Raw genomic sequence first — 19,128 nt, 5'->3', positions numbered from 1 at the left:
TGTAGGAAGACGCCAAAAATTCTCACTCATCAATAAAAAGAGACAATATTCGTTTCTGCATTACAGATTTCTAATATTGTCTCTTTATTTATACTTACAAGAATTGAATAGTTGAGCTTAACTTTTTCCATTAATTCTAGACGAATGTTCAGAGACCCATTTGGCGTAGGTGGTTAAGTTTTCATCTGTTAAGGATTCTACTGCGATAGTCACGCACATATTTACCGCTTCTTCAACCGAAACAGTAAAACGATAGCCATTTAATTGCAGAAATTTTACTAAAACAAAGAAAGCAGTTCGTTTATTAGAATTGGCAAAAACATGCTTCTTTATCAATTGGACAAATAGTATCGTTGCTTTGTCAAAAATTGTTGGATAAAGAGGCTTCCCAAAGACAAATTGTTCTGGTAAATTAACAATCATATTTAAAGCCGAAGGACTAACTGTTTGAATTTTCTCATTTGGAGAAAACTGTTGAATTGCTAAAGCATTTATTTTTTCAATTTACTTTTCTGTCAATTATACTGTTATTTTCCCACCAAAGCTTTGAAAACATCGTCGTATCTGTCAAAGATTTTATCTAAATTTAAGTCAAAGGCATCATCAGATATATAAGAAACTTGCTGATCCAATTCTTCAGGAGTAAAGATAATTTCACCACTTGGTAACAATTTCGCTTCGTATTTAACACCACTTGGAATATTAAATTCACTTGGAATCGTAATGGTGATTGAATTTCCTTGTTTTCTTGTTTTTACGACCATCTGATTTTCTCCTTTTCTGTATTAAAATAAATAATTGCGGTAATTACAATGGCAGGATAATTCGCTCTCGTAACAATCTCTATCAGAGCAAATAAATATTATGGTTTTGAAAAGTTATTAATGCTGCTATTTTAAATCTTATAACATTTTTAGTAATATAAGTAGCTCAATGAGTATAAGAGAACCACTCATTAATTAGACTAGCGATTTCTTTAGGTGCTTCAGTATAAACTTCATGGCTAACGTTTTCTAGAAAAATAGTATCAAAATAAGTTGGCAATTCTTTTAAGGCTTCCTCTCTCCATGTGGCTTCATTAGGATAGCGAGGACTGATAAACAAGGTCTCTCCCACTTCTCTCTTAAAAGCTTGTATTTTCCTCCGTAGGCGGAGTATCGCTTCTATATTTTCATAATTTATAGCTAACTCATATCTATTATACTCAACATTCCAGTGATAGGACTGCCTTACAGCTTTCTCCATATTTTCTGACCAATGCTTTGCTTCAGATTTCTCTTTAGAAATCTGAAGAGCTAAGTCCGAAACAACTTGAGATTTGATATAATTTTTAGTTTCCTCTAACTCTGTATCCAAAGGTAAAATCCTATCTAAATCTAGATAGCCACCATCCAAAAGAATCAATTTCTTTACTTCTTCAAATTCCGATGCAAGATAACGAGCCAAATCCCCTCCAAGAGAATGGCCTATCAGACAGATAGATTCTTTCTCAACAATCTTATTTTTAAACCATACTTTCAATTCTGTTTCATCTCGAAGATGCTTTTCATACGGATTTAGAAAACAGACCTGCGAATCTAGTTCTTGAAAAAAATCCTTGCTATGATAGACATTGCTTCCCAAACCGCCAATAAAATATTTTTTCATTCTCTACTTAATACTGTGCTTATTCATCTTTTGTTCAAAGATAGTCGTGATAATCTGACGTAATTCTTCGCGTTCTTTTTCTGGAATTTCACCACTTGTTTGAGCTGCAGCGTAGAGTTCAGGATATTCAATTGAAATGCGTTTAATCGTACGTGTCGTAGCATGTTTTCTGACAAAAAACGGGATTCGCTTAATCAAGTCTTGTGGTACTAGCGCAAGAATCTTCTCAGCAGTTTCCTTGTCACTAATCTTAGACGTCGTAAGTCCCTTCTTAATCATTTCCTGTTCTTTTTCTGTAAAATCTTTTAATTCCATTCGATCAGTCCTCCTATTTTCTTTACCTTAAATTATATACCAATTGTAGCAAGACGACAAATAGTCTGTTTGTAAAATCTTCTCTATACTACAACTTTCCTGTCGCTCATAATTGCTCTTTAATGAAAAATCACAAATCTTTTTGGAGAGATGACAAGCTGATTTTCCAATTCTTGGCAATTGCTTGCTAGTGCTACTGCTTCCTTCTCTAAAAGATAATCTTCTTTGGACTGGTTAAAAATCGCTTTGAGGACCTGTCCATCGTAATTCCATTGCAAGGTTAGTACATCAGATTTGATTTCTTGGAGACTATACTTGCCATGCGAAATAGTTGCTGACACATGTTTCCGAATCTTGATTAGCTTCTTCATAAAGTTCAGCATCTCATTATCACTTGATACGCGTTCCCAAGGCATACAACGACGACAATCTGGGTCTGGTCCTCCAGTTAAGGATAACTCTGTTCCGTAATAGATGCAGGGTGTCCCTTTTTGTAAAAAGAGAAAGGCTAGGGCTGATTTGACCAGTTGAACATCCTCATTGGCCGTAGCCAAAATGCGCTCCGTATCATGCGAATCTAAGAGATTAAACATTACTTCTGAAATCTGCTGCTTGTAATACATAGACTGGCCATTGATTTCATCGATGAACTGGTCCGTCTTCTTAATACCACGCAAGAAATAGTCCTTGATACTATCAGATAAAGGATAATTCATGACGGCATGGAATTCATCTCCATTTAGCCAAGGCTGAGACGTATGCCAAACTTCTCCAAGGATATAAAGATCAGGTTTTTTAGCTAGAACTGCCTTGCGAAAATCCTTCCAAAACTGATGGTCAATCTCATTAGCCACATCCAAACGCCAAGCATCGATATCAAACTCTTCAATCCAATAAGTCGCAACCTTTAAAAGATAATCCTTGACCTCTGGATTGGCTGTATTTAGCTTAGGCATATAGTCCTCGAAACCAAAAGCATAATAAGGCAACTCTCTCTTGTTGGCTAGTTTTTCAGTCTTCACTGGGAATTGTTGAATATGGAACCAATCTTTATAAGCAGATTGTTCACCATTTTTGACAACATCTTGCCATTGAGTAGATTGCGAACCAATATGGTTAAATACCGCATCCAGCATGATTTTCATGCCACGCTGATGAGCTTGCTCGATCAACTCCCGAAAGGTCTCTTTATCCCCAAAATGACGGTCAATTTCAAAGTAATCCGTTGTATTGTACTTGTGATTGCTCGTAGATTCAAAGATAGGACAGAGATAAAGACCAGTAATGCCCAAGTCTTGCAAGTAATCCAGATGGTCAATAATCCCTTGTAAATCACCACCAAAGAAATCATCACTCTTAGGTGTGACAGATGAATCCCAGTCTAAAGTCCCTTCTGAGTTTAATTGAGCATTTCCATTGGCAAACCGCTCAGGAAATATCTGATACCATACCGTATCTGAAACCCAGTCAGGAACCAGGCATGCATCAATCTCATGTATATAAGGCAACTTAAATCCATTTCCAATAGCATGAAGATTTTCTAGAGAATTTTCCACGCAGCCTTTATCGCCGTACAAAATGCTTTGACCTTCTGTATCCTTGAGTTCAAAGAGATACTGGATACGTGCAAAGTCAACGGACACTTCAACCTGCCAATAGTCAAATAAGGCATCAGAAGTTATCTTGGCCATTTTCTTTGTATCTTGATAAAACTCCTCCATAAAGATAAAAGGATCCCCATAATGTAAGTTGATGCTTTCAATATCCCCTTTCTTAGTTCGAATCCGAATATGAAGCTTCTTATCCTTATAAAGATAGGCAAACTCCGACTCAGGCCTATGGTAAATGGCACTTAATTCCATCAATTTGTCTCCTTGAGTTCCAATTTAAATTTTACGCAAACGTTTTCAAAATTAATAAATCCAGTATACTATTTTTGTAAATTATTTGCAAGGAATGTCTGTTCTTAAAGGAACTATCTTTTAAAGTATACAAAAAGCCTTAAAAAAGGCTTTCTCTATATACTAATCCTCTTTCGGTTTTGAAAACACTTCTACTCGCTGAGCTAGGACTTTGATTTCTACAGGTAGGTTATCCGATTTATCGCCGTCAACATCTGACTCCAATTCACTATCTGAAGAGATCTTAATATTACGCGCTTTGATATACTCGATATTATCATTTGCAACAACATCCCCTTTTAGTAAATCAGGAATAACGGATAATTTGGAGAATAGAGACGCATCTTTCAGAATCAAAATGTTGGCATAGCCGTCCTTGTTTTCTTCAAAGATCTTTTTGTCAGCGAAGTAATTTGTCAAGAGAACCAAAACATGGCTAGCTTCACCAACATAATTTCCATTTTCTGTCTCAACCTTAATGTTAAAGACCTGATCCGTCATGACAGACTTCATGGTATTTACAGCATAGGCTAAAATACCGAATTTTGTCTTGTCCTCGATTTCAACATTGTGAATCGCTTCAGGAAGAGAACCAATACTAAAGATATAACCAAAATAATTGTCATTCGCTTTTCCGATATCAATCTTATTGGTTAAGTTGAAATCCAGTTCATCAATCGCGCTATCGATGTCTTGATTGATTTCCAACAGTTTTGTAATGAGGTTTCCCGTCCCACCAGGGATAATCCCTAACTTAGGAATGTAGTCTCTCTCAGCAATACCCGAAATGACTTCGTTGACAGTCCCGTCTCCACCAAACACAACCACTGCATCGTACTTTTCACGAGAAGCTTCTTCAGCAAAATGTGTTGCATCCAGCGCTTTTTCAGTAATTTTGGTTTCAACATATTCAAAGTATTCTTTGGCTTTATTCTCCAGCTTTTCTTTGTAATCCAAGGCCTTTTCCCCACCAGAGGTAGGGTTGATAATTACCATTGCTTTTTTCATTAATTTCTCCTTAATATTCGATAGAAATGGTTATATTTCATCATACGCATCTAACTATACCCTCATTATACAATGAAAATATAGAAAAGAGAAATATGACGTACTAGATATTAATACGCTTTTATTCTATTTTCCCATCGCATAACTACATCCTTTAAGGGTTCATCCAAGTAAGAAATGGCCTTATCCTTTATCCAATCAGGAATACCATAAGCTGCCTCTGCAATGCTACCAGTGATTGCTGCGAGTGTATCACTGTCGCCACCAATTGAGATGGCGTTTCTACTTACCATACTCTTTTATTTTATCAGCATATTCAGTCAAAAGATTCTTTGAATAAATTTTTTCAGCTTTTGAATTTCTAACTTCTTTCCAAAGAATAGAAGCTACTTTTAACTTGTTTGAGTAGTTAAGACTATTTTCATCTGCACAGAAATTCTTTAGAAATTGGTTCCATTGACAAATCGAATGATCATACTTGGCATAATCTGAATTTCCATAATAAACTTTTAGCATATCTTGGATTGTAAAACTAAAATCATTTTCTCTTTTTACTTTTCTCCAAGCAGTCGCCATATCAGCAGTAAATTTAAAGGGTGAAACATCTGTTAAAGTTGAGAAATATTCTCTAAAGTGTGTATTAAAGGAGAATCCACATTCAAGTAAGAGCGTATTTAAGGTAAGGACTTCTACTTGTTTCTTTTTCCTTTTTATTGATGATTTTTTAATCAAATTACCCTTAAAGTACTGCTCAATAATATGATTGAGTTCTTGTTTGGTACCTCTATATTCTAATCCTAATGACTTACATAGTTGTGAAAGTTCATCACGATACCAGTAGTATTTATTAAACTCATCAAATGATGTGACTTTATTGAACTCAGGTCTGCTTTCTGTCAATATTTTACCTCCTTCCTCAAAGACAATTTATGTTGTCATCTCAAAATAAAGGAGTTTTAGTTTCTTTATTTTGAGGATTAGCAACGTTTCACTAACAAGCTTACACATTCAACGGTTCGGACTTACCGTATCATCCATGAAAAAGCAGTCCTTACGAAATAAAGGAAAATCCTTCGTTTTGATATTGTTCCATTCGTAAACAGAACCGACAATATCTCCAATAATTGCTCCTAGCATAAGATACCTCCTTGTGACATATCAGATTTATTACACATTCTCAATGGTTAACACTTTAAAAATGGCACCACCAAATCAATCCACTCATAAGGCAAGTAAGCTGATAAATAGCCGTGGTTATAGCCCTTTGCTTCATACAAAATTGTATTTGAATGTAGCTGATGAAATAATTTCGCTGATTCTTTCACGCAGTTCAATTCTTTTTCACCATAGATATACAGAACCTGAGCCTTGCTAGCAGAAATTATATCTTTCAGCTTGTAACGCCCCATATAATTTTTGTAAATGGTCACCAATGTTTTGACAGGCGTCCTTGGCAAATCCTCCAAATAATAAGCTTTTATTTCCTCTGGATAAGTCAGTTTAGGATAGAGTTTGTTCATCATGCTTAACTGAAGTTTGCAGGAGAATTTATTGAACATCAACTTACCAAATAGAGACACTAGAAAGATGCTGATTTTAGCTAACCTTGGTTGAGGAATACAGAGGCTTCCGTCTATGATGACCTTCTCAGCAATTTCACTGTCTAAAGACAAAAGCTCCATGGCAATTTGACCACCAAGTGAAACACCACCGATTGCAAACAATTTCCCACCACAGTTTGCTTTGATATAGTCTAGAATCTCCAAAGCCGAATCTTCAGTAGAAACATAATCAAGTTGATATTCCTCGCCGTGGCCATTCAAAGTGGGTAGAAAAATACGGTATTCTTTTGACAGAATTCGTGCTTGACGAAGATAATTCCACCAAGAACTGCCACCACCGTGTATTAGTAAGATAGGAGGTAAATTCTTATCCCCAAATTCATGGAATTTCATGTTTAAACTCCTTATCTTCATAGATTTAAATAACTACCAAGAATATCTGAATTTGAGTAATTTCCACCGAGTAAATACCTCCCCAATTCAAAAATCACCCCAGAATAAAACAATATATTTTCATCATACTCCATTTCAATAATTGCATTGTCCTCAACTTTAATATAATTAGCACCATCGAATTTCACCTTATCATAAAGTGATGTGAAATTCTTTATTTCATTGATTACAGTTTCACCTTTATTTTGATATCTCGCAGATAATTGAGAATGGTTAGCACCTTTACAAACAATTATATTCATTGGGTATAAATAATGATTTTGTATATTTGAACTAAAAAGAACACCATCAAATACATTATCATCGTTTATACCTATAAAATTATCGAGTATTCTTTCTCCATTCCAAGGGTTTAGTAAAATAGGTAATTTATTAATACCTATCTTCATGTGTACTTTTTCCATATAAATCGTTTTCCTATTTAATAATAAGTAACTTTCAATTTTCGAATAAATTTCTTCGATTAATGAATTATCTTGTGCATCATGCTCCTTCTCAATAGCTTGCAAAGCTTCATCATAGTTTAGATGTTCAACTATGATTTCGATGAAAATTTTTGCGCATTGTACTGGATCATACCCTAAACGATTATTATTTACTAGATTTAAGTATTTTTGAAACCTATCTATCGTTATTTTGTTCTTATCTGTTTCCGTTTCACAACTGATATTTTTTTTTCTTTTTCTTTAAAAATCCAAACATTTCTAATCTCCTCAGTATTTGCGTTTATGTTTTTTATTATTTTACCATTAATATAAAAATCCCCTATAAACTCAAATTTATCAAACTTCTTTTTTAATATTATACTAATATAGTATACTATATTTCATACACTTTCTTTAGATAAATATTTATTGTTGTATTCATTTTTCCGATACGCAAACGACATCTACAAATACATTTACATCTATGTGCCTTTTTAGGACTTTTTTAACGTCAAAATTGCCTTTATCTACAAATACAAAATGCTTGTAAAATAGCTTAAAATCAAGGATTTTCACCCTCTTGTTCGTTGTAGCAACACTACACACTCCACATGATGCGTTTGAGGAAACAAATCAACTGGCTGGACTTTCTTCAATTCATATCCTAACTCTTGGTAGAGTTTGATATCACGCGACATGGTTGCGACATTACATGATATATAGGCGATGCGGTCTGCTCCTGTTTGGCTACTTGCTTTGATAAAGCTATCAGTGAGTCCTTTTCTCGGTGGATCCACTAGGATAAGGCTTGGTTGTATTCCATCTTTAAGCCAATTTTTCATAGCATTTTCAGCTGTGTCACAGACATAGTGGGCGTTTGAAATATTGTTTAGTTGGGCATTCTTCTTACTATTCTCAACCGCTTCTGGAATTACCTCAACACCATAAACTTCTTTAACATGTTTCGCAACAGAAAGACCAATCGTTCCGATACCAGAGTAGGCATCAATAACCACATCATCTTCTTTTAACTCCGCAAAGTCAATGGCTGTCTGATAAAGTTTCTCTGCCATTTCAGTATTGACTTGGTAAAAAGCAGGTCCAGCGATTTGGTAGTCATTTCCCAACATCTGGTCAGTGATAAAGTCTTGTCCATAAAGGGTGAGCCATTCCTTACCAAAAATCGCATTGGTGTTTTGGTCGTTGATATTTTGCATAACAGACACAATCTCTGGGAAATGCTTGATTAGTTGTTCAATCAATTGTTCCACACGGAAAATCTTCGGACGAGTTGTAACCAAGATAACCATGATTTGTCCTGAATAGTGTCCGCGACGCACCACAAGGTTTCGAATCAATCCAGCTTGTTCCTTTTCATCATAAGGTTTCAAATCATAACGGCGGAGCAAGTCGCGTAGGAACACTACTACCTCGTCAATCACAGGATCTTGGATAAAGAAATCTTCCAGTGGCATGAGGTCGTGGGAATTCTTACGGAAAAATCCAGTTTCCAAGACACCATTAACACGACGAACAGGGACCTGTGCCTTGTTGCGGTACTTGACTGGATTTTCCATACCAAGTGTTTCAGCAACCTCTACATCAGCAATCCCAGCAATCTTGTATAGACTGTCCTTGACTTGCTTGGTTTTAAACTTGAGCTGTTCTGGATAGACAAGATGTCCTAAATCAGCAATTCCTGAACGCAGATAAGCCAAATCTAGATCTTGATTACGGTGTGGTGATTGGACAAGGTATTCCTCAACCTTTCCAAAACCAATCTTTTTATTGACCTTGAGGATACGCATGAGAATTTTTTCACTCGGTAAAGCATTCTCTATAAAAAAGACCAAACCATCCACCTTGGCAACTCCTGCCCCTTCATGGGTCAAGTCAACAATTTCAACTTCTACAATATCATTTTTCTTTAACATTCTCTTCTCTTTCTATTGGCCGACAAAAAAGACGGCAACGTTACGGTTACCATCTATTATACCATGAAATTTCTTAAGAACCAAAACTCTTAAAGAAGTTGACTATGGCTTGCCAGAGGGAGCTTAAGAAGTTACCGCCGTCTTCTAGCGCCTTATCAGCATCAAAGTTAAGGTTGATATTTTTAAAACTGTTGCCAGCTTGTGAAACAATACTTTGTTTCAGGTCATTTAGGGTTTTAGTGAAATCTGCATTGCTTAGGATATCACTTTTTGAGAGATTTAAAGCAAAATTGATGATGATATTGATCTGGTTTCCTGTTATAACCTGATCGAGTTTGTAATTTTTCAAGGTATCTTCAACAATTTTGCGGACATCTTCCTCTGTCAGATTTCCCTTGCTTTCTTTCGCTTTGGCGAGTCCTGACTTGATATCGGCTAGGGCAACGTTTAATTTATTAGCATCATACCCTGACTTGTCCTTGTTTTCAGCATTGATATCGGATAAAGCCTTCAACTCTTCTTGAGCCAAGTCTTTATTGGCTTGTGGCACCTTGGCTCCATTAGCTTCCAGCGAATAGTAAATCCCGGCTAAGGCACTCTCACCTGTAACTGGAATGGGTGCTGCTACAGTGATTTTGGCGTGTTCCACACCCAAGGTTACGGCTGCATTTCGGTACATATCCTGAGTCACTTTGGTGATGTTTTCTGGTGTTTCAATCTTGACCTCAAGTGGCGACTTGTCACCTAGTTTTTGAATCTTGGCTGATGAATACAGTTGTAAGCTAGAGTCATTTGCCACATTCATAATCTTAGAATAGACATCAGGTGTCATGGTCTTGAGTTCTTTGGTGTCTGTTGAGGCATTGTAGCCCAGTTTTTTAAGGGTTTGATTTTTTTGATCTTCAGACAATGATGAACCTAGGACATATTCAGGTTGGACATAGGTTTCATCGATAACTTTTTGAACATCTGTTGCTGCATGGGCGCTATTCATAGCTGTTACTGCCCACAAAACTGCAGCACTTGTCAGAAAGATTTTCTTTCTCATGGGGGATACCCTCCTTTACATATCTAGAGTAATATAAGTAACTTAAAGAAAACTTATAACAAAAACACCTGGACTAGCCAGATGTCGAAAAGAGATTGAAACATTTGATAATGTAAAGATTAAGTTGCACCTGTCTAGAATAATAATAGTTTCCTCCATTTACATAGAGTTCAGCACCGTGGAAGATAGAAATGGGGTGAATATAACTATAAGTCTTTCCAGTGGTATTGCCAAGCAAGGGAGCAACAGTCTCACGAGAATACTGTTTAGCCAGTGCCAAGGTGTTTTCCTTGCCATTTTGGGCGATAAAATCGATATAGGCAGGTCCAAAATTATAGGCTTGAACAGCTGTCCAGACATCAACACCCTTCTTCTGAGCCAGATAGAGATTATCTGTCAGAGTTTGAACACCTTGCCGAATGCTAGAGGCATTATCATTGATAGTGTTGGTGAAACCACTAGCAGACTCACTAGACTGCATAACATCGCTTTCTTTTCCTTTTGTTTCGGTATAAATCATAGCGAGCACAAGCTCTTCGTTTGCTGGGGTGTCTTTTTCACTCAAGATTTCTCGCACCATGGGTTGATAGGTCATGACTTGCTTGACATCTTGGTGAACACGGTAAGCTTTATATCCAGCAAAAAGGAAGACTGCTAGTACAAGCACTCTTCGAATTCGTTTAAACATTATTTACTTTGGATATCCTCGATATTTTTGATTAAGATAGAGTAGGTTCCATTATCATTTTGGATAAACTCAACAGACTCGGCGTCTTGATAGACGTTATTGGGAACGATGAGCTCAATTCCATTTGACAAGGAGAGTTTTTGATTTTCAAATTTTTTAAGCTGACGACTGGCATCAATTTCATCAAATTGAACTGGTTCTGGTACAGCTTCCTTGACTTGGTCAATAAAGCTTAGACGAGCTGTCAGATTGTTGTTAAAAAGGTCATTGGCCAATTTTTCAGGTGACAACTCATTGCTTTCTTCTAAGTTGTTGAAAATCGCTGATTTGACCTTGGATTGAAATTGAAAATCATCTGTGTTAAAAGATTCAGCAATTCTCTGGGCTGTCTTTTCCAGTTCCTTGATGGATTTCTTGGGTGAAATCTTAGGGGCGACGGCAAGAAGATTTTCTGAAAAATAGTTCAAGAAAGTCCCATTGTACTTGATTCGTTTTTCAATCAGATGGTACTTGCGGCTCTGAAGATTGACTACCAAGGCCTCGTCAGCCCCTGTTCCAAATCCAGGCAGGTTATTCTGAGTCAACTTGATTGGATTATCAACTTCTCCTCCAAGGTGAGTCAAGGTCTCCCGCAGGGCAATTCTCAAGAAAGCGAAATGTTCTACACCTTCTTTAGAAAATTGCACAAAAATCAAGTCATTGGTCTTGAGATTTTCTGAAATGCTGAACTCCTCTTTCCAGAGATTAGCCAGCGTTACTGATGTCTCCAACAAATCGTCTGTGATGTGATTGAAGAAGGGATTTTCTTCTTCGAAAATCCCAGTCTTGGCTTCATCTGAATACACACGTTCAATTTTTTTACGCAGGTATTCTTCGATTTTTGGAGTAATATTGAGAAGCTTATCCGCTAGGAACAGCTCGGTATCAGCCGGACTGAACTGGTGAATAATGGCTTTCTTAATATAAATGTCCATAAAAGTTTTAGTCCTCGTATAATGGGAAGGCGTCTGTCAACACTTTGACTTCACTTCTCACTTCTTCTAAGACAGCTTCATTTTCTGCATTTTTAAGGGTTTTAATGATGAGTTCAGCTACTTTGCTACTTTCTTCTTCACCAAATCCACGTGCAGTAATGGCTGCAGATCCGATACGAATCCCACTTGTCTTGAATGGTGACAAGGTTTCGTAAGGAATTGAGTTTTTATTTAGGGTAATATTGACTTCATCCAGCAAGTTTTGAGCAACTTTTCCGTTTTCTACAACCTTAGTAACATCCACTAGGAAGAGGTGGTTTTCAGTCCCCCCAGAAATGATACGGAAATCAGGGTCTTGCAAGAAGACATCTGCCATAGCCTTGCTGTTCTTGATGACATTAGCAGCATATTCCTTGAAGGCTGGATCTAATACTTCTTTGAAAGAAACAGCTTTAGCTGCCACAACATGCTCCAAAGGACCGCCCTGAATACCAGGGAAAATAGCTGAATTGATCTTCTTAGCTAGATCTTCATCATTGGTCAAAATCAAACCACCACGTGGTCCACGAAGGGTTTTGTGGGTCGTTGTTGTAGTGATATGAGCGTATGGCACTGGGCTTGGGTGAAGACCAGCTGCAACCAAACCAGCGATATGGGCCATATCCACCATAAGCTTAGCCCCAACAGCATCTGCGATTTCACGGAATTTTGAAAAGTCGATAATTTGAGAATAGGCTGAAGCACCTGCTACGATCAATTTTGGTTTTACTTCTTGGGCTTGTTTCAAGATAGCATCAAAATCCAAGAGTTCCGTTTCAGGGTCAACACTATAAGAAACAAAGTTGTAGGTTTGACCAGAGAAGCTGACAGGAGCTCCGTGGGTCAAGTGCCCACCTGCTGCCAAATCCATCCCCATAACGGTATCACCTGGCTCAATTAAGGCCATGTAAGACGCACAGTTGGCTTGGCTTCCTGAGTGAGGTTGGACATTAGCGAATTTAGCGCCGAAAATTTCTTTTGCACGTTCAATAGCTAGACTTTCTACCACGTCTACCACATCCGTTCCACCATAATAACGGCGGCCTGGGTAGCCTTCGGCGTATTTATTCGTCAAGATAGACCCTTGAGCTGCCATAACAGCCTTGGAAACTACGTTTTCCGAAGCAATCAACTCAATGTTGTTTTGTTGGCGTTCTTCTTCTTTGGCAATAGCATTCCAGAGATCAGCATCATATGCTTTAAAATCATCTTTATCAAAAATCATAGGTCTTCTCCTTTATTGTGTGACTAGTCCATTAGTTTGATTTTACAATAAGAAAATAAACTAAAAGATGCGAATAAACCGTTTCTGCATTTTATCACAAGTATAACCAACTTTTTCATAAAATGCATGAGCTCCCAGACGATGATCGGCTGAGTTTAAGCGGATAAACCCGTAACCACGTCTTTTTGCTTCTTCTTCCAACCCTTGTAATAAGCTTTTACCAATACCTTTACCTTGCGCTCGAGGTGAAACTGCTAAGGCTAAAATATTAAATCCTGCTTTAGAATAAAGTGATTCATAGACCTCAGCGTGGACATATCCAAGCAAGGCATGACTAGCTTCATCCTCATAAGCAAGTAGGAAATGATGTGAATCCTGAGATAATCTAGCTAGTTGACTAGCTGTGTCCTCTGGACTAAAAGAATAACCCAAAGCATATTGGTTGATCTCACATATAGCTTTCACATCAGTTTCTCTTAAATCTCTTAGCATTTCATGCCTCCTCAAAAGAAATCTCTGGCAACCTAGCAAGTATATCTTCTCGCTTAATGGCCCCTTGGCGTAAGATTTTCACCTTATCTCCAGACAAGTCCAAAATAGTTGAATCCTGTCCAGTTAGAAAAGCATCGTCTTCCAGCCCCAAAACCTCTTGGTCAAAATCCTTCAGAATTTGATCAAAGGTCACTCCACTTGCCTGACCTGAGATATTGGCAGACGGTCCAATCAAGGGTCCCGTCTCTCGAATCAAATCAAGCGTGATGGGATGACTGGGTATCCGAAATCCAACAGTCGCGAGGCCAGAATTGACCCAATAGGGAACTCGGTCATTAGCTTCGAGAATAATGGTCAAAGGACCTGGCAAAAAGGTCTCTACAAGTTTTTGTAGATAAGTTGGCTGATTCTTTGAAAAGTGCAAGATGTCCTCGAGAGAATCGATATTGAGATTGAGTGCCTTGTCTCTAGGACGACGTTTGAGTTGGTAAACATGGTCAACTGCCTTTTCATCTAAGGCCTTAGCAAAAAGACCATAAACAGTCTCTGTAGGCAGAACAACAGCTCCACCCTTTTCCAACTCTTGCCTAATCCTGTCCATCATCAACCACAACCATCCTATCTTGACCAAATTGATCCTTAAGCGTTCTTACACGTTTTTCAGGAAGATGCTTCCTAAAAAGGTCAGGAACACTTTGACCTTGCTTGTATCCAATTTCAAGGTAAATCTTACCACCATCTTTGAGATAGTCTTTTGCATCTTCCGCAATTCTACGGTAAATAGCTAGGCCATCCTCATCTGCAAAGAGAGCTAGATGAGGCTCCGAATGCAAAACATTCAAGCCGACCTCTGACTCATCTTCACGAGAGATATAGGGTGGATTGGAAACAATTATATCATATTTTTCAGAAATTTCTGTAAAACAGTCAGATTTTTTTAAAAATATTTGAAGATTTTGATTTTTAGCATTTTCGTTAGCTAAATCTAAAGCATCTTGGGAAATATCTGCTGCTGTCACTGACCAATCTGGTCTATTTTTTGCTAGAGCGAGAGCAATAGCTCCACTACCTGTCCCGATATCTAGGACCTTAAGATTTTCTTCAGAATTTTCAGCCAGGATAAGCTCGACTAATTCCTCTGTCTCTGGACGGGGAATCAAAACCCGCTCAACAACTTTTAACTGCATTCCATAAAAATCTGCCTGTCCGATAATATACTGTGCTGGTTTATGATCTACTAACTGTTGAAAAATTCCTTTTACAAATTGTTTTTCTTCCTCTGTTACCTCTTTCTGGAGGGCAAAAACAAAATCTGTGAAAGGAAGATTTTTCAGGCCACGATAGACAAAAGAGAGGCTTTCAGCTTCCTCTCCTTGTCTTATCAACTCTTCTTCAAAATCTGAAAATAATTGAGCTAATATCATTATTTATTTAATTCTTCTAATTTTTGTGTTTGGTCATAGAGCACCAAAGCATCCACAACCTCATCCAATTTACCAGACAAAATAGTATCTAGTTTTTGGAGAGTCAAGCCGATACGGTGGTCTGTGACACGGTTTTGTGGGAAGTTATAAGTACGAATACGTTCTGAACGGTCACCAGTACCGATTGTTGATTTACGCTCAGCGTCTTGTTCATCCTGAGCAATTTGTGCAAAGTGGTCAGCAACACGCGCACGGATGATTTTCATGGCTTTCTCACGGTTTTTCTGCTGAGTACGTTCTTCCTGCATCTCAACCTTGATATTGGTTGGCAAGTGAACGATACGAACGGCAGTCGCAACCTTATTGACATTCTGTCCACCAGCACCAGAGGCGTGATAGATGTCAACACGAAGGTCTTTTGGATCAATATCGTATTCTACTTCTTCGACTTCAGGCATGACAAGAACTGTTGCTGTCGAAGTATGAACACGACCTTGGCTTTCTGTCACAGGGACACGTTGCACACGGTGGGCACCTGATTCGTACTTGAGTTTAGAGTATACAGACTGACCAGAAACCATAGCAACCACTTCTTTAAAACCGCCGACACCATTCATAGAGGCTTCCATAACTTCAAAGCGCCAGCCTTGGGCTTCCGCATACTTTTGGTACATGGTTAGAAGGTCACCCGCAAAAAGTGCTGCTTCGTCTCCACCAGCAGCGCCACGGATTTCAAGGATAATATTCTTGTCATCATTTGGATCCTTTGGAAGGAGCAAGATTTTCAGTTTTTCTTCGTATTCTTCTTTTTTAGCCTTGGCATCTTTGAGCTCTTGCTTGGCCATTTCTTCCAAGTCCGCATCTCCGCCTGATTCCTTAATCATTTCTTCAGCGTCAACGATGTTTTGAAGGACTTGTTTGTATTCTCGGTAAGCCGTCACTGTATCACGGCTTGAAGCCTCTTCTTTTGAGAGCTCCATGAAACGCTTGGTGTCCGAAACCACATCAGGGTCACTCAGCAATTCTCCTAATTCTTCATAACGGTCTTCTACAGCTTGTAGTTGATCATAGATGTTCATTTTTTCTCCTTATTTCTCAATTGTTAAATCATAGATTGCTACTACTTCGTTCTCGGATATTTCCCCAGTTTCTTTAAATCCATAACTGAGGTAACAAGATCTTGCATGTTCATTTTCTGGTTCATAAGACAACCAAAGTTTATTGCTTAAACCTGCTGGCGCTGTCCGAACATAGTCTAGTACTTTATCCATAATTGGTTTAAAATATCCTTGATTTTGAAAATTCTTATCAATCATAAAACGAAATAGTAAATAATTTCCACTACTAATTCCGATCTTTTTATCATAAGCTATCATCACAAAACCTATAATTGCATCATTATCATAAACTGCCAATGGAGCTACAAAATCTCCATTTTTAGTGTAGACATATGCTTCAGCTAAACTAATTGCGTTGGTTGCAATGAATTGTTTTTGATATTCCTTGACATCCAAATTCAAAACATCAAAATAATTTTCCATTGTAACATCTCTTAGTTCAATTGTCATAGTTTTGCTCCTTGTTAGAGGTTATCATTGGCGCAAAATAATGTTTACGGCAAACCGAGATATAGGTTTCATTACCGCCAATCTGGATCTGTTCTCCATCGTAAACGGGCAGTCCATCCTGTGTTCGCAAAACCATAGTCGCCTTTTTCTTGCAATACTGACAGATGGTCTTGATTTCGTCAATCTTGTCTGCTAAAAGCAAGAGATATTTGGAACCCTCGAACAGTTCATTGCGAAAGTCATTTTTCAAGCCAAAAGCCATGACAGGTATGTCTAACTCATCAACAACACGAGCTAGGTCGTAAACATGGTGACGCTTGAGAAACTGGGCTTCATCGACCAAAACACAGTAAGGCTTTTCTGGTAGGTCTCGGATATAGCCAAAGATATCCGTCGTCTCCTCAATCGCAAGAGCAGGGCGTTTCATACCGATTCGACTCGACACATAGCCAACACCGTCACGTGTATCCAGAGCTGAAGTCATAATCACAACACCTTTTCCTTGCTCCTCATAGTTATAGGCCACCTTGAGAATCTCAATAGTCTTACCAGAGTTCATGGTCCCATAACGATAATACAACTGTGCCATGTTTCTTGCTTCACGTCCATTTCTAAATTTTTGCTACATTCTAGTATATCATAATTTTCTGAAGCTTTAAACGGCAAAATGTGGTAAAATAGAAGAAATCAAAAACTAGTGGAGGAAGCTATTATGCCATTTGTACGCATCGATTTATTTGAAGGACGCACGCTCGAGCAAAAGAAAGCTCTTGCTAAGGAAGTAACAGAAGCTGTTGTTCGCAACACTGGAGCCCCTCAATCTGCTGTCCATGTCATCATCAACGACATGCCAGAAGGAACTTACTTCCCTCAAGGTGAAATGCGCACCAAATAAGCTAGCTTAAGCAGAAATGCTTAGGCTTTTTCAATCTCCAAGTAGCATCCATTGAAGAAATAGTCCAAATTTGTTACAATTTGAAAGGATACTTGGAAAAATTTCCAAGAAAAGAGCTATTAATTAAAGGAAATATTATGATTACACGTGAATTTGATACCATCGCTGCTATCTCTACTCCACTAGGTGAAGGGGCTATTGGTATTGTCCGCCTGAGCGGAACAGAAAGTTTTGCTATTGCGCAAAAGATTTTTAAAGGAAACGACTTGAGTCAGGTTGCTAGCCATACCCTTAACTACGGTCACATCGTTGACCCTCAGACAGGAAAAGTCATGGACGAGGTTATTGTTGGGGCTATGAAGTCTCCAAAAACCTTCACTCGTGAGGATATTATCGAGATTAACACCCACGGTGGGATTGCGGTGACCAATGAAATTCTCCAACTAGCTATTCGTGAAGGAGCTCGGTTGGCAGAACCTGGTGAATTTACCAAACGTGCCTTTCTAAATGGTCGCGTAGACTTGACTCAGGCTGAAGCCGTTATGGACATCATCCGTGCCAAGACTGACAAGGCCATGAACATTGCGGTCAAACAACTAGATGGTTCCCTTTCTGATCTTATCAATAATACCCGTCAAGAAATCCTCAATACACTTGCCCAAGTTGAGGTCAATATCGACTATCCTGAGTATGACGATATTGAGGAAGCGACTACTGCTGTGGTCCGAGAGAAGACTATGGAGTTTGAGCAATTGCTAACTAATCTCCTTAGGACAGCCCGTCGCGGTAAAATCCTTCGGGAAGGAATTTCCACAGCCATCATCGGACGCCCCAACGTTGGGAAATCCAGCCTCCTCAACAACCTCTTGCGTGAGGACAAGGCTATCGTTACAGACATTGCTGGTACGACACGTGATGTCATTGAAGAATACGTCAACATCAACGGTGTCCCTCTCAAACTGATTGATACAGCTGGTATTCGTGAAACGGATGATATCGTTGAACAAATTGGAGTTGAGCGTTCGAAAAAAGCTCTTAAGGAAGCTGACTTGGTTCTGCTAGTACTAAACGCTAGCGAGTCATTAACCACCCAAGACCGACAACTTCTTGAGATTAGCCAAGATACAAACCGTATTATTCTTCTTAATAAAACCGACCTGCCTGAAGCGATTGAAACTTCGGAACTACCTGAAGACGTTATTCGTATTTCAGTCCTTAAAAACCAAAACATCGATAAGATTGAAGAGAGAATCAACAACCTCTTCTTTGAAAATGCTGGTTTGGTTGAGCAAGACGCTACTTACTTGTCTAACGCCCGTCACATTTCCTTAATTGAAAAGGCTGTTGAAAGCCTTCAAGCTGTTAATGAAGGTCTTGAACTGGGAATGCCAGTTGATTTGCTTCAAGTTGATTTGACTCGTACTTGGGAAATACTCGGAGAAATCACTGGAGACGCTGCTCCAGATGAACTCATCACCCAACTCTTTAGCCAATTCTGTTTAGGAAAATAAGAAAAATCCATGATCCTTC

The 19,128-nt window shown here is 38.3% G+C and carries 23 protein-coding genes and 1 pseudogene; 2 read left to right on the top strand and 22 right to left on the bottom strand.

What is annotated here, in order from left to right:
- Positions 1-117: 117 nt before the first annotated feature.
- From SMIDD28_RS03650 to SMIDD28_RS03550, 22 genes and pseudogenes are all read right to left on the bottom strand, one after another.
- Positions 118-504 (bottom strand): type II toxin-antitoxin system death-on-curing family toxin, encoded by a 387-nt coding sequence (locus SMIDD28_RS03650; protein ID WP_231075154.1) that lies wholly within the window; start codon positions 502-504, stop codon positions 118-120.
- A 23-nt stretch (positions 505-527) separates the two neighbouring features.
- Complete coding sequence (locus tag SMIDD28_RS03645; RefSeq protein WP_061424796.1) at positions 528-764, bottom strand: hypothetical protein; 237 nt, start codon at positions 762-764, stop codon at positions 528-530.
- A 166-nt stretch (positions 765-930) separates the two neighbouring features.
- Positions 931-1,647 carry an alpha/beta hydrolase gene (locus SMIDD28_RS03640; RefSeq protein ID WP_061424794.1) on the bottom strand — a complete coding sequence of 239 codons (717 nt, stop codon included), beginning with the start codon at positions 1,645-1,647 and terminating at the stop codon, positions 931-933.
- A gap of 3 nt (positions 1,648-1,650) precedes the next feature.
- Positions 1,651-1,962: a hypothetical protein gene (locus SMIDD28_RS03635; RefSeq protein WP_061424793.1), complete on the bottom strand. Its 312-nt coding sequence runs from the start codon at positions 1,960-1,962 to the stop codon at positions 1,651-1,653.
- Between the two features lie 119 nt (positions 1,963-2,081).
- Positions 2,082-3,824 (bottom strand): glycoside hydrolase family 13 protein, encoded by a 1,743-nt coding sequence (locus tag SMIDD28_RS03630; protein ID WP_061424792.1) that lies wholly within the window; start codon positions 3,822-3,824, stop codon positions 2,082-2,084.
- A gap of 162 nt (positions 3,825-3,986) precedes the next feature.
- Positions 3,987-4,871 (bottom strand): diacylglycerol/lipid kinase family protein, encoded by an 885-nt coding sequence (locus tag SMIDD28_RS03625; protein WP_061424790.1) that lies wholly within the window; start codon positions 4,869-4,871, stop codon positions 3,987-3,989.
- A 110-nt stretch (positions 4,872-4,981) separates the two neighbouring features.
- Positions 4,982-5,155: pseudogene (locus SMIDD28_RS03620) on the bottom strand (ADP-ribosylglycohydrolase family protein); the annotation flags it as partial.
- The gene (locus SMIDD28_RS03615; RefSeq protein WP_000140410.1) at positions 5,154-5,771 is read right to left on the bottom strand and encodes an SAP domain-containing protein; all 618 of its coding nucleotides are present in this window, start codon (positions 5,769-5,771) and stop codon (positions 5,154-5,156) included. The pseudogene SMIDD28_RS03620 and the gene SMIDD28_RS03615, both read right to left, overlap by 2 nt.
- A gap of 108 nt (positions 5,772-5,879) precedes the next feature.
- Complete coding sequence (locus tag SMIDD28_RS10995; protein ID WP_000900004.1) at positions 5,880-6,008, bottom strand: hypothetical protein; 129 nt, start codon at positions 6,006-6,008, stop codon at positions 5,880-5,882.
- 47 nt (positions 6,009-6,055) lie between these two features.
- On the bottom strand, positions 6,056-6,826 hold the full coding sequence (locus SMIDD28_RS03610; RefSeq protein ID WP_061424788.1) for an alpha/beta hydrolase: 771 nt from the start codon (positions 6,824-6,826) through the stop codon (positions 6,056-6,058).
- A gap of 17 nt (positions 6,827-6,843) precedes the next feature.
- Positions 6,844-7,554 (bottom strand): DUF6710 family protein, encoded by a 711-nt coding sequence (locus SMIDD28_RS03605; RefSeq protein ID WP_322108907.1) that lies wholly within the window; start codon positions 7,552-7,554, stop codon positions 6,844-6,846.
- A gap of 329 nt (positions 7,555-7,883) precedes the next feature.
- On the bottom strand, positions 7,884-9,245 hold the full coding sequence (rlmD, locus tag SMIDD28_RS03600) for a 23S rRNA (uracil(1939)-C(5))-methyltransferase RlmD (RefSeq protein ID WP_061424785.1): 1,362 nt from the start codon (positions 9,243-9,245) through the stop codon (positions 7,884-7,886).
- 73 nt (positions 9,246-9,318) lie between these two features.
- Positions 9,319-10,293, bottom strand: a complete 975-nt coding sequence (locus SMIDD28_RS03595; protein ID WP_061424783.1) for a DUF1002 domain-containing protein — start codon at positions 10,291-10,293, stop codon at positions 9,319-9,321.
- Positions 10,294-10,366: 73 nt separating this feature from the next.
- The gene (gene pmp23, locus SMIDD28_RS03590) at positions 10,367-10,981 is read right to left on the bottom strand and encodes a cell wall hydrolase Pmp23 (protein WP_061424774.1); all 615 of its coding nucleotides are present in this window, start codon (positions 10,979-10,981) and stop codon (positions 10,367-10,369) included.
- The gene (locus SMIDD28_RS03585; protein WP_061424772.1) at positions 10,981-11,955 is read right to left on the bottom strand and encodes a nucleoid-associated protein; all 975 of its coding nucleotides are present in this window, start codon (positions 11,953-11,955) and stop codon (positions 10,981-10,983) included. Before SMIDD28_RS03585 ends, pmp23 begins: the two co-directional genes overlap by 1 nt.
- Positions 11,956-11,962: 7 nt before the next feature.
- Positions 11,963-13,219: a serine hydroxymethyltransferase gene (gene glyA, locus SMIDD28_RS03580; protein WP_061424770.1), complete on the bottom strand. Its 1,257-nt coding sequence runs from the start codon at positions 13,217-13,219 to the stop codon at positions 11,963-11,965.
- A 60-nt stretch (positions 13,220-13,279) separates the two neighbouring features.
- Complete coding sequence (locus SMIDD28_RS03575) at positions 13,280-13,711, bottom strand: GNAT family N-acetyltransferase (protein ID WP_061424768.1); 432 nt, start codon at positions 13,709-13,711, stop codon at positions 13,280-13,282.
- A gap of 1 nt (position 13,712) precedes the next feature.
- A complete protein-coding gene (locus tag SMIDD28_RS03570; protein WP_061424766.1) occupies positions 13,713-14,315 on the bottom strand; it encodes an L-threonylcarbamoyladenylate synthase in 603 nt (200 codons plus the stop codon).
- Positions 14,299-15,135: a peptide chain release factor N(5)-glutamine methyltransferase gene (gene prmC, locus SMIDD28_RS03565; RefSeq protein WP_061424763.1), complete on the bottom strand. Its 837-nt coding sequence runs from the start codon at positions 15,133-15,135 to the stop codon at positions 14,299-14,301. Before prmC ends, SMIDD28_RS03570 begins: the two co-directional genes overlap by 17 nt.
- Positions 15,135-16,214, bottom strand: coding sequence for a peptide chain release factor 1 (gene prfA, locus SMIDD28_RS03560; protein WP_061424761.1), 1,080 nt, complete (start codon positions 16,212-16,214; stop codon positions 15,135-15,137). Before prfA ends, prmC begins: the two co-directional genes overlap by 1 nt.
- Positions 16,215-16,223: 9 nt before the next feature.
- Positions 16,224-16,703, bottom strand: coding sequence for a GNAT family N-acetyltransferase (locus tag SMIDD28_RS03555; protein ID WP_033688835.1), 480 nt, complete (start codon positions 16,701-16,703; stop codon positions 16,224-16,226).
- A complete protein-coding gene (locus tag SMIDD28_RS03550; RefSeq protein WP_000068144.1) occupies positions 16,693-17,292 on the bottom strand; it encodes a thymidine kinase in 600 nt (199 codons plus the stop codon). The genes SMIDD28_RS03555 and SMIDD28_RS03550 overlap by 11 nt, the downstream gene beginning before the upstream one ends.
- A 123-nt stretch (positions 17,293-17,415) precedes the next feature.
- On the opposite strand from SMIDD28_RS03550, the gene SMIDD28_RS03545 reads away from it, so the two are divergent.
- Together SMIDD28_RS03545 and mnmE are read left to right on the top strand one after the other, a co-directional pair.
- Positions 17,416-17,598, top strand: a complete 183-nt coding sequence (locus SMIDD28_RS03545) for a 4-oxalocrotonate tautomerase (RefSeq protein WP_001117401.1) — start codon at positions 17,416-17,418, stop codon at positions 17,596-17,598.
- Positions 17,599-17,735: 137 nt separating this feature from the next.
- Positions 17,736-19,109 (top strand): tRNA uridine-5-carboxymethylaminomethyl(34) synthesis GTPase MnmE, encoded by a 1,374-nt coding sequence (mnmE, locus tag SMIDD28_RS03540; protein WP_061424760.1) that lies wholly within the window; start codon positions 17,736-17,738, stop codon positions 19,107-19,109.
- Positions 19,110-19,128: the final 19 nt, after the last annotated feature.

It is taken from the genome of Streptococcus mitis (assembly GCF_001579045.1).
Taxonomy (GTDB): Bacteria; Bacillota; Bacilli; order Lactobacillales; family Streptococcaceae; genus Streptococcus; species Streptococcus mitis_D.
The sequence above is the reverse complement of the archived record's forward strand: the minus strand, read 5'-3'. Positions and strand labels throughout refer to the sequence as shown.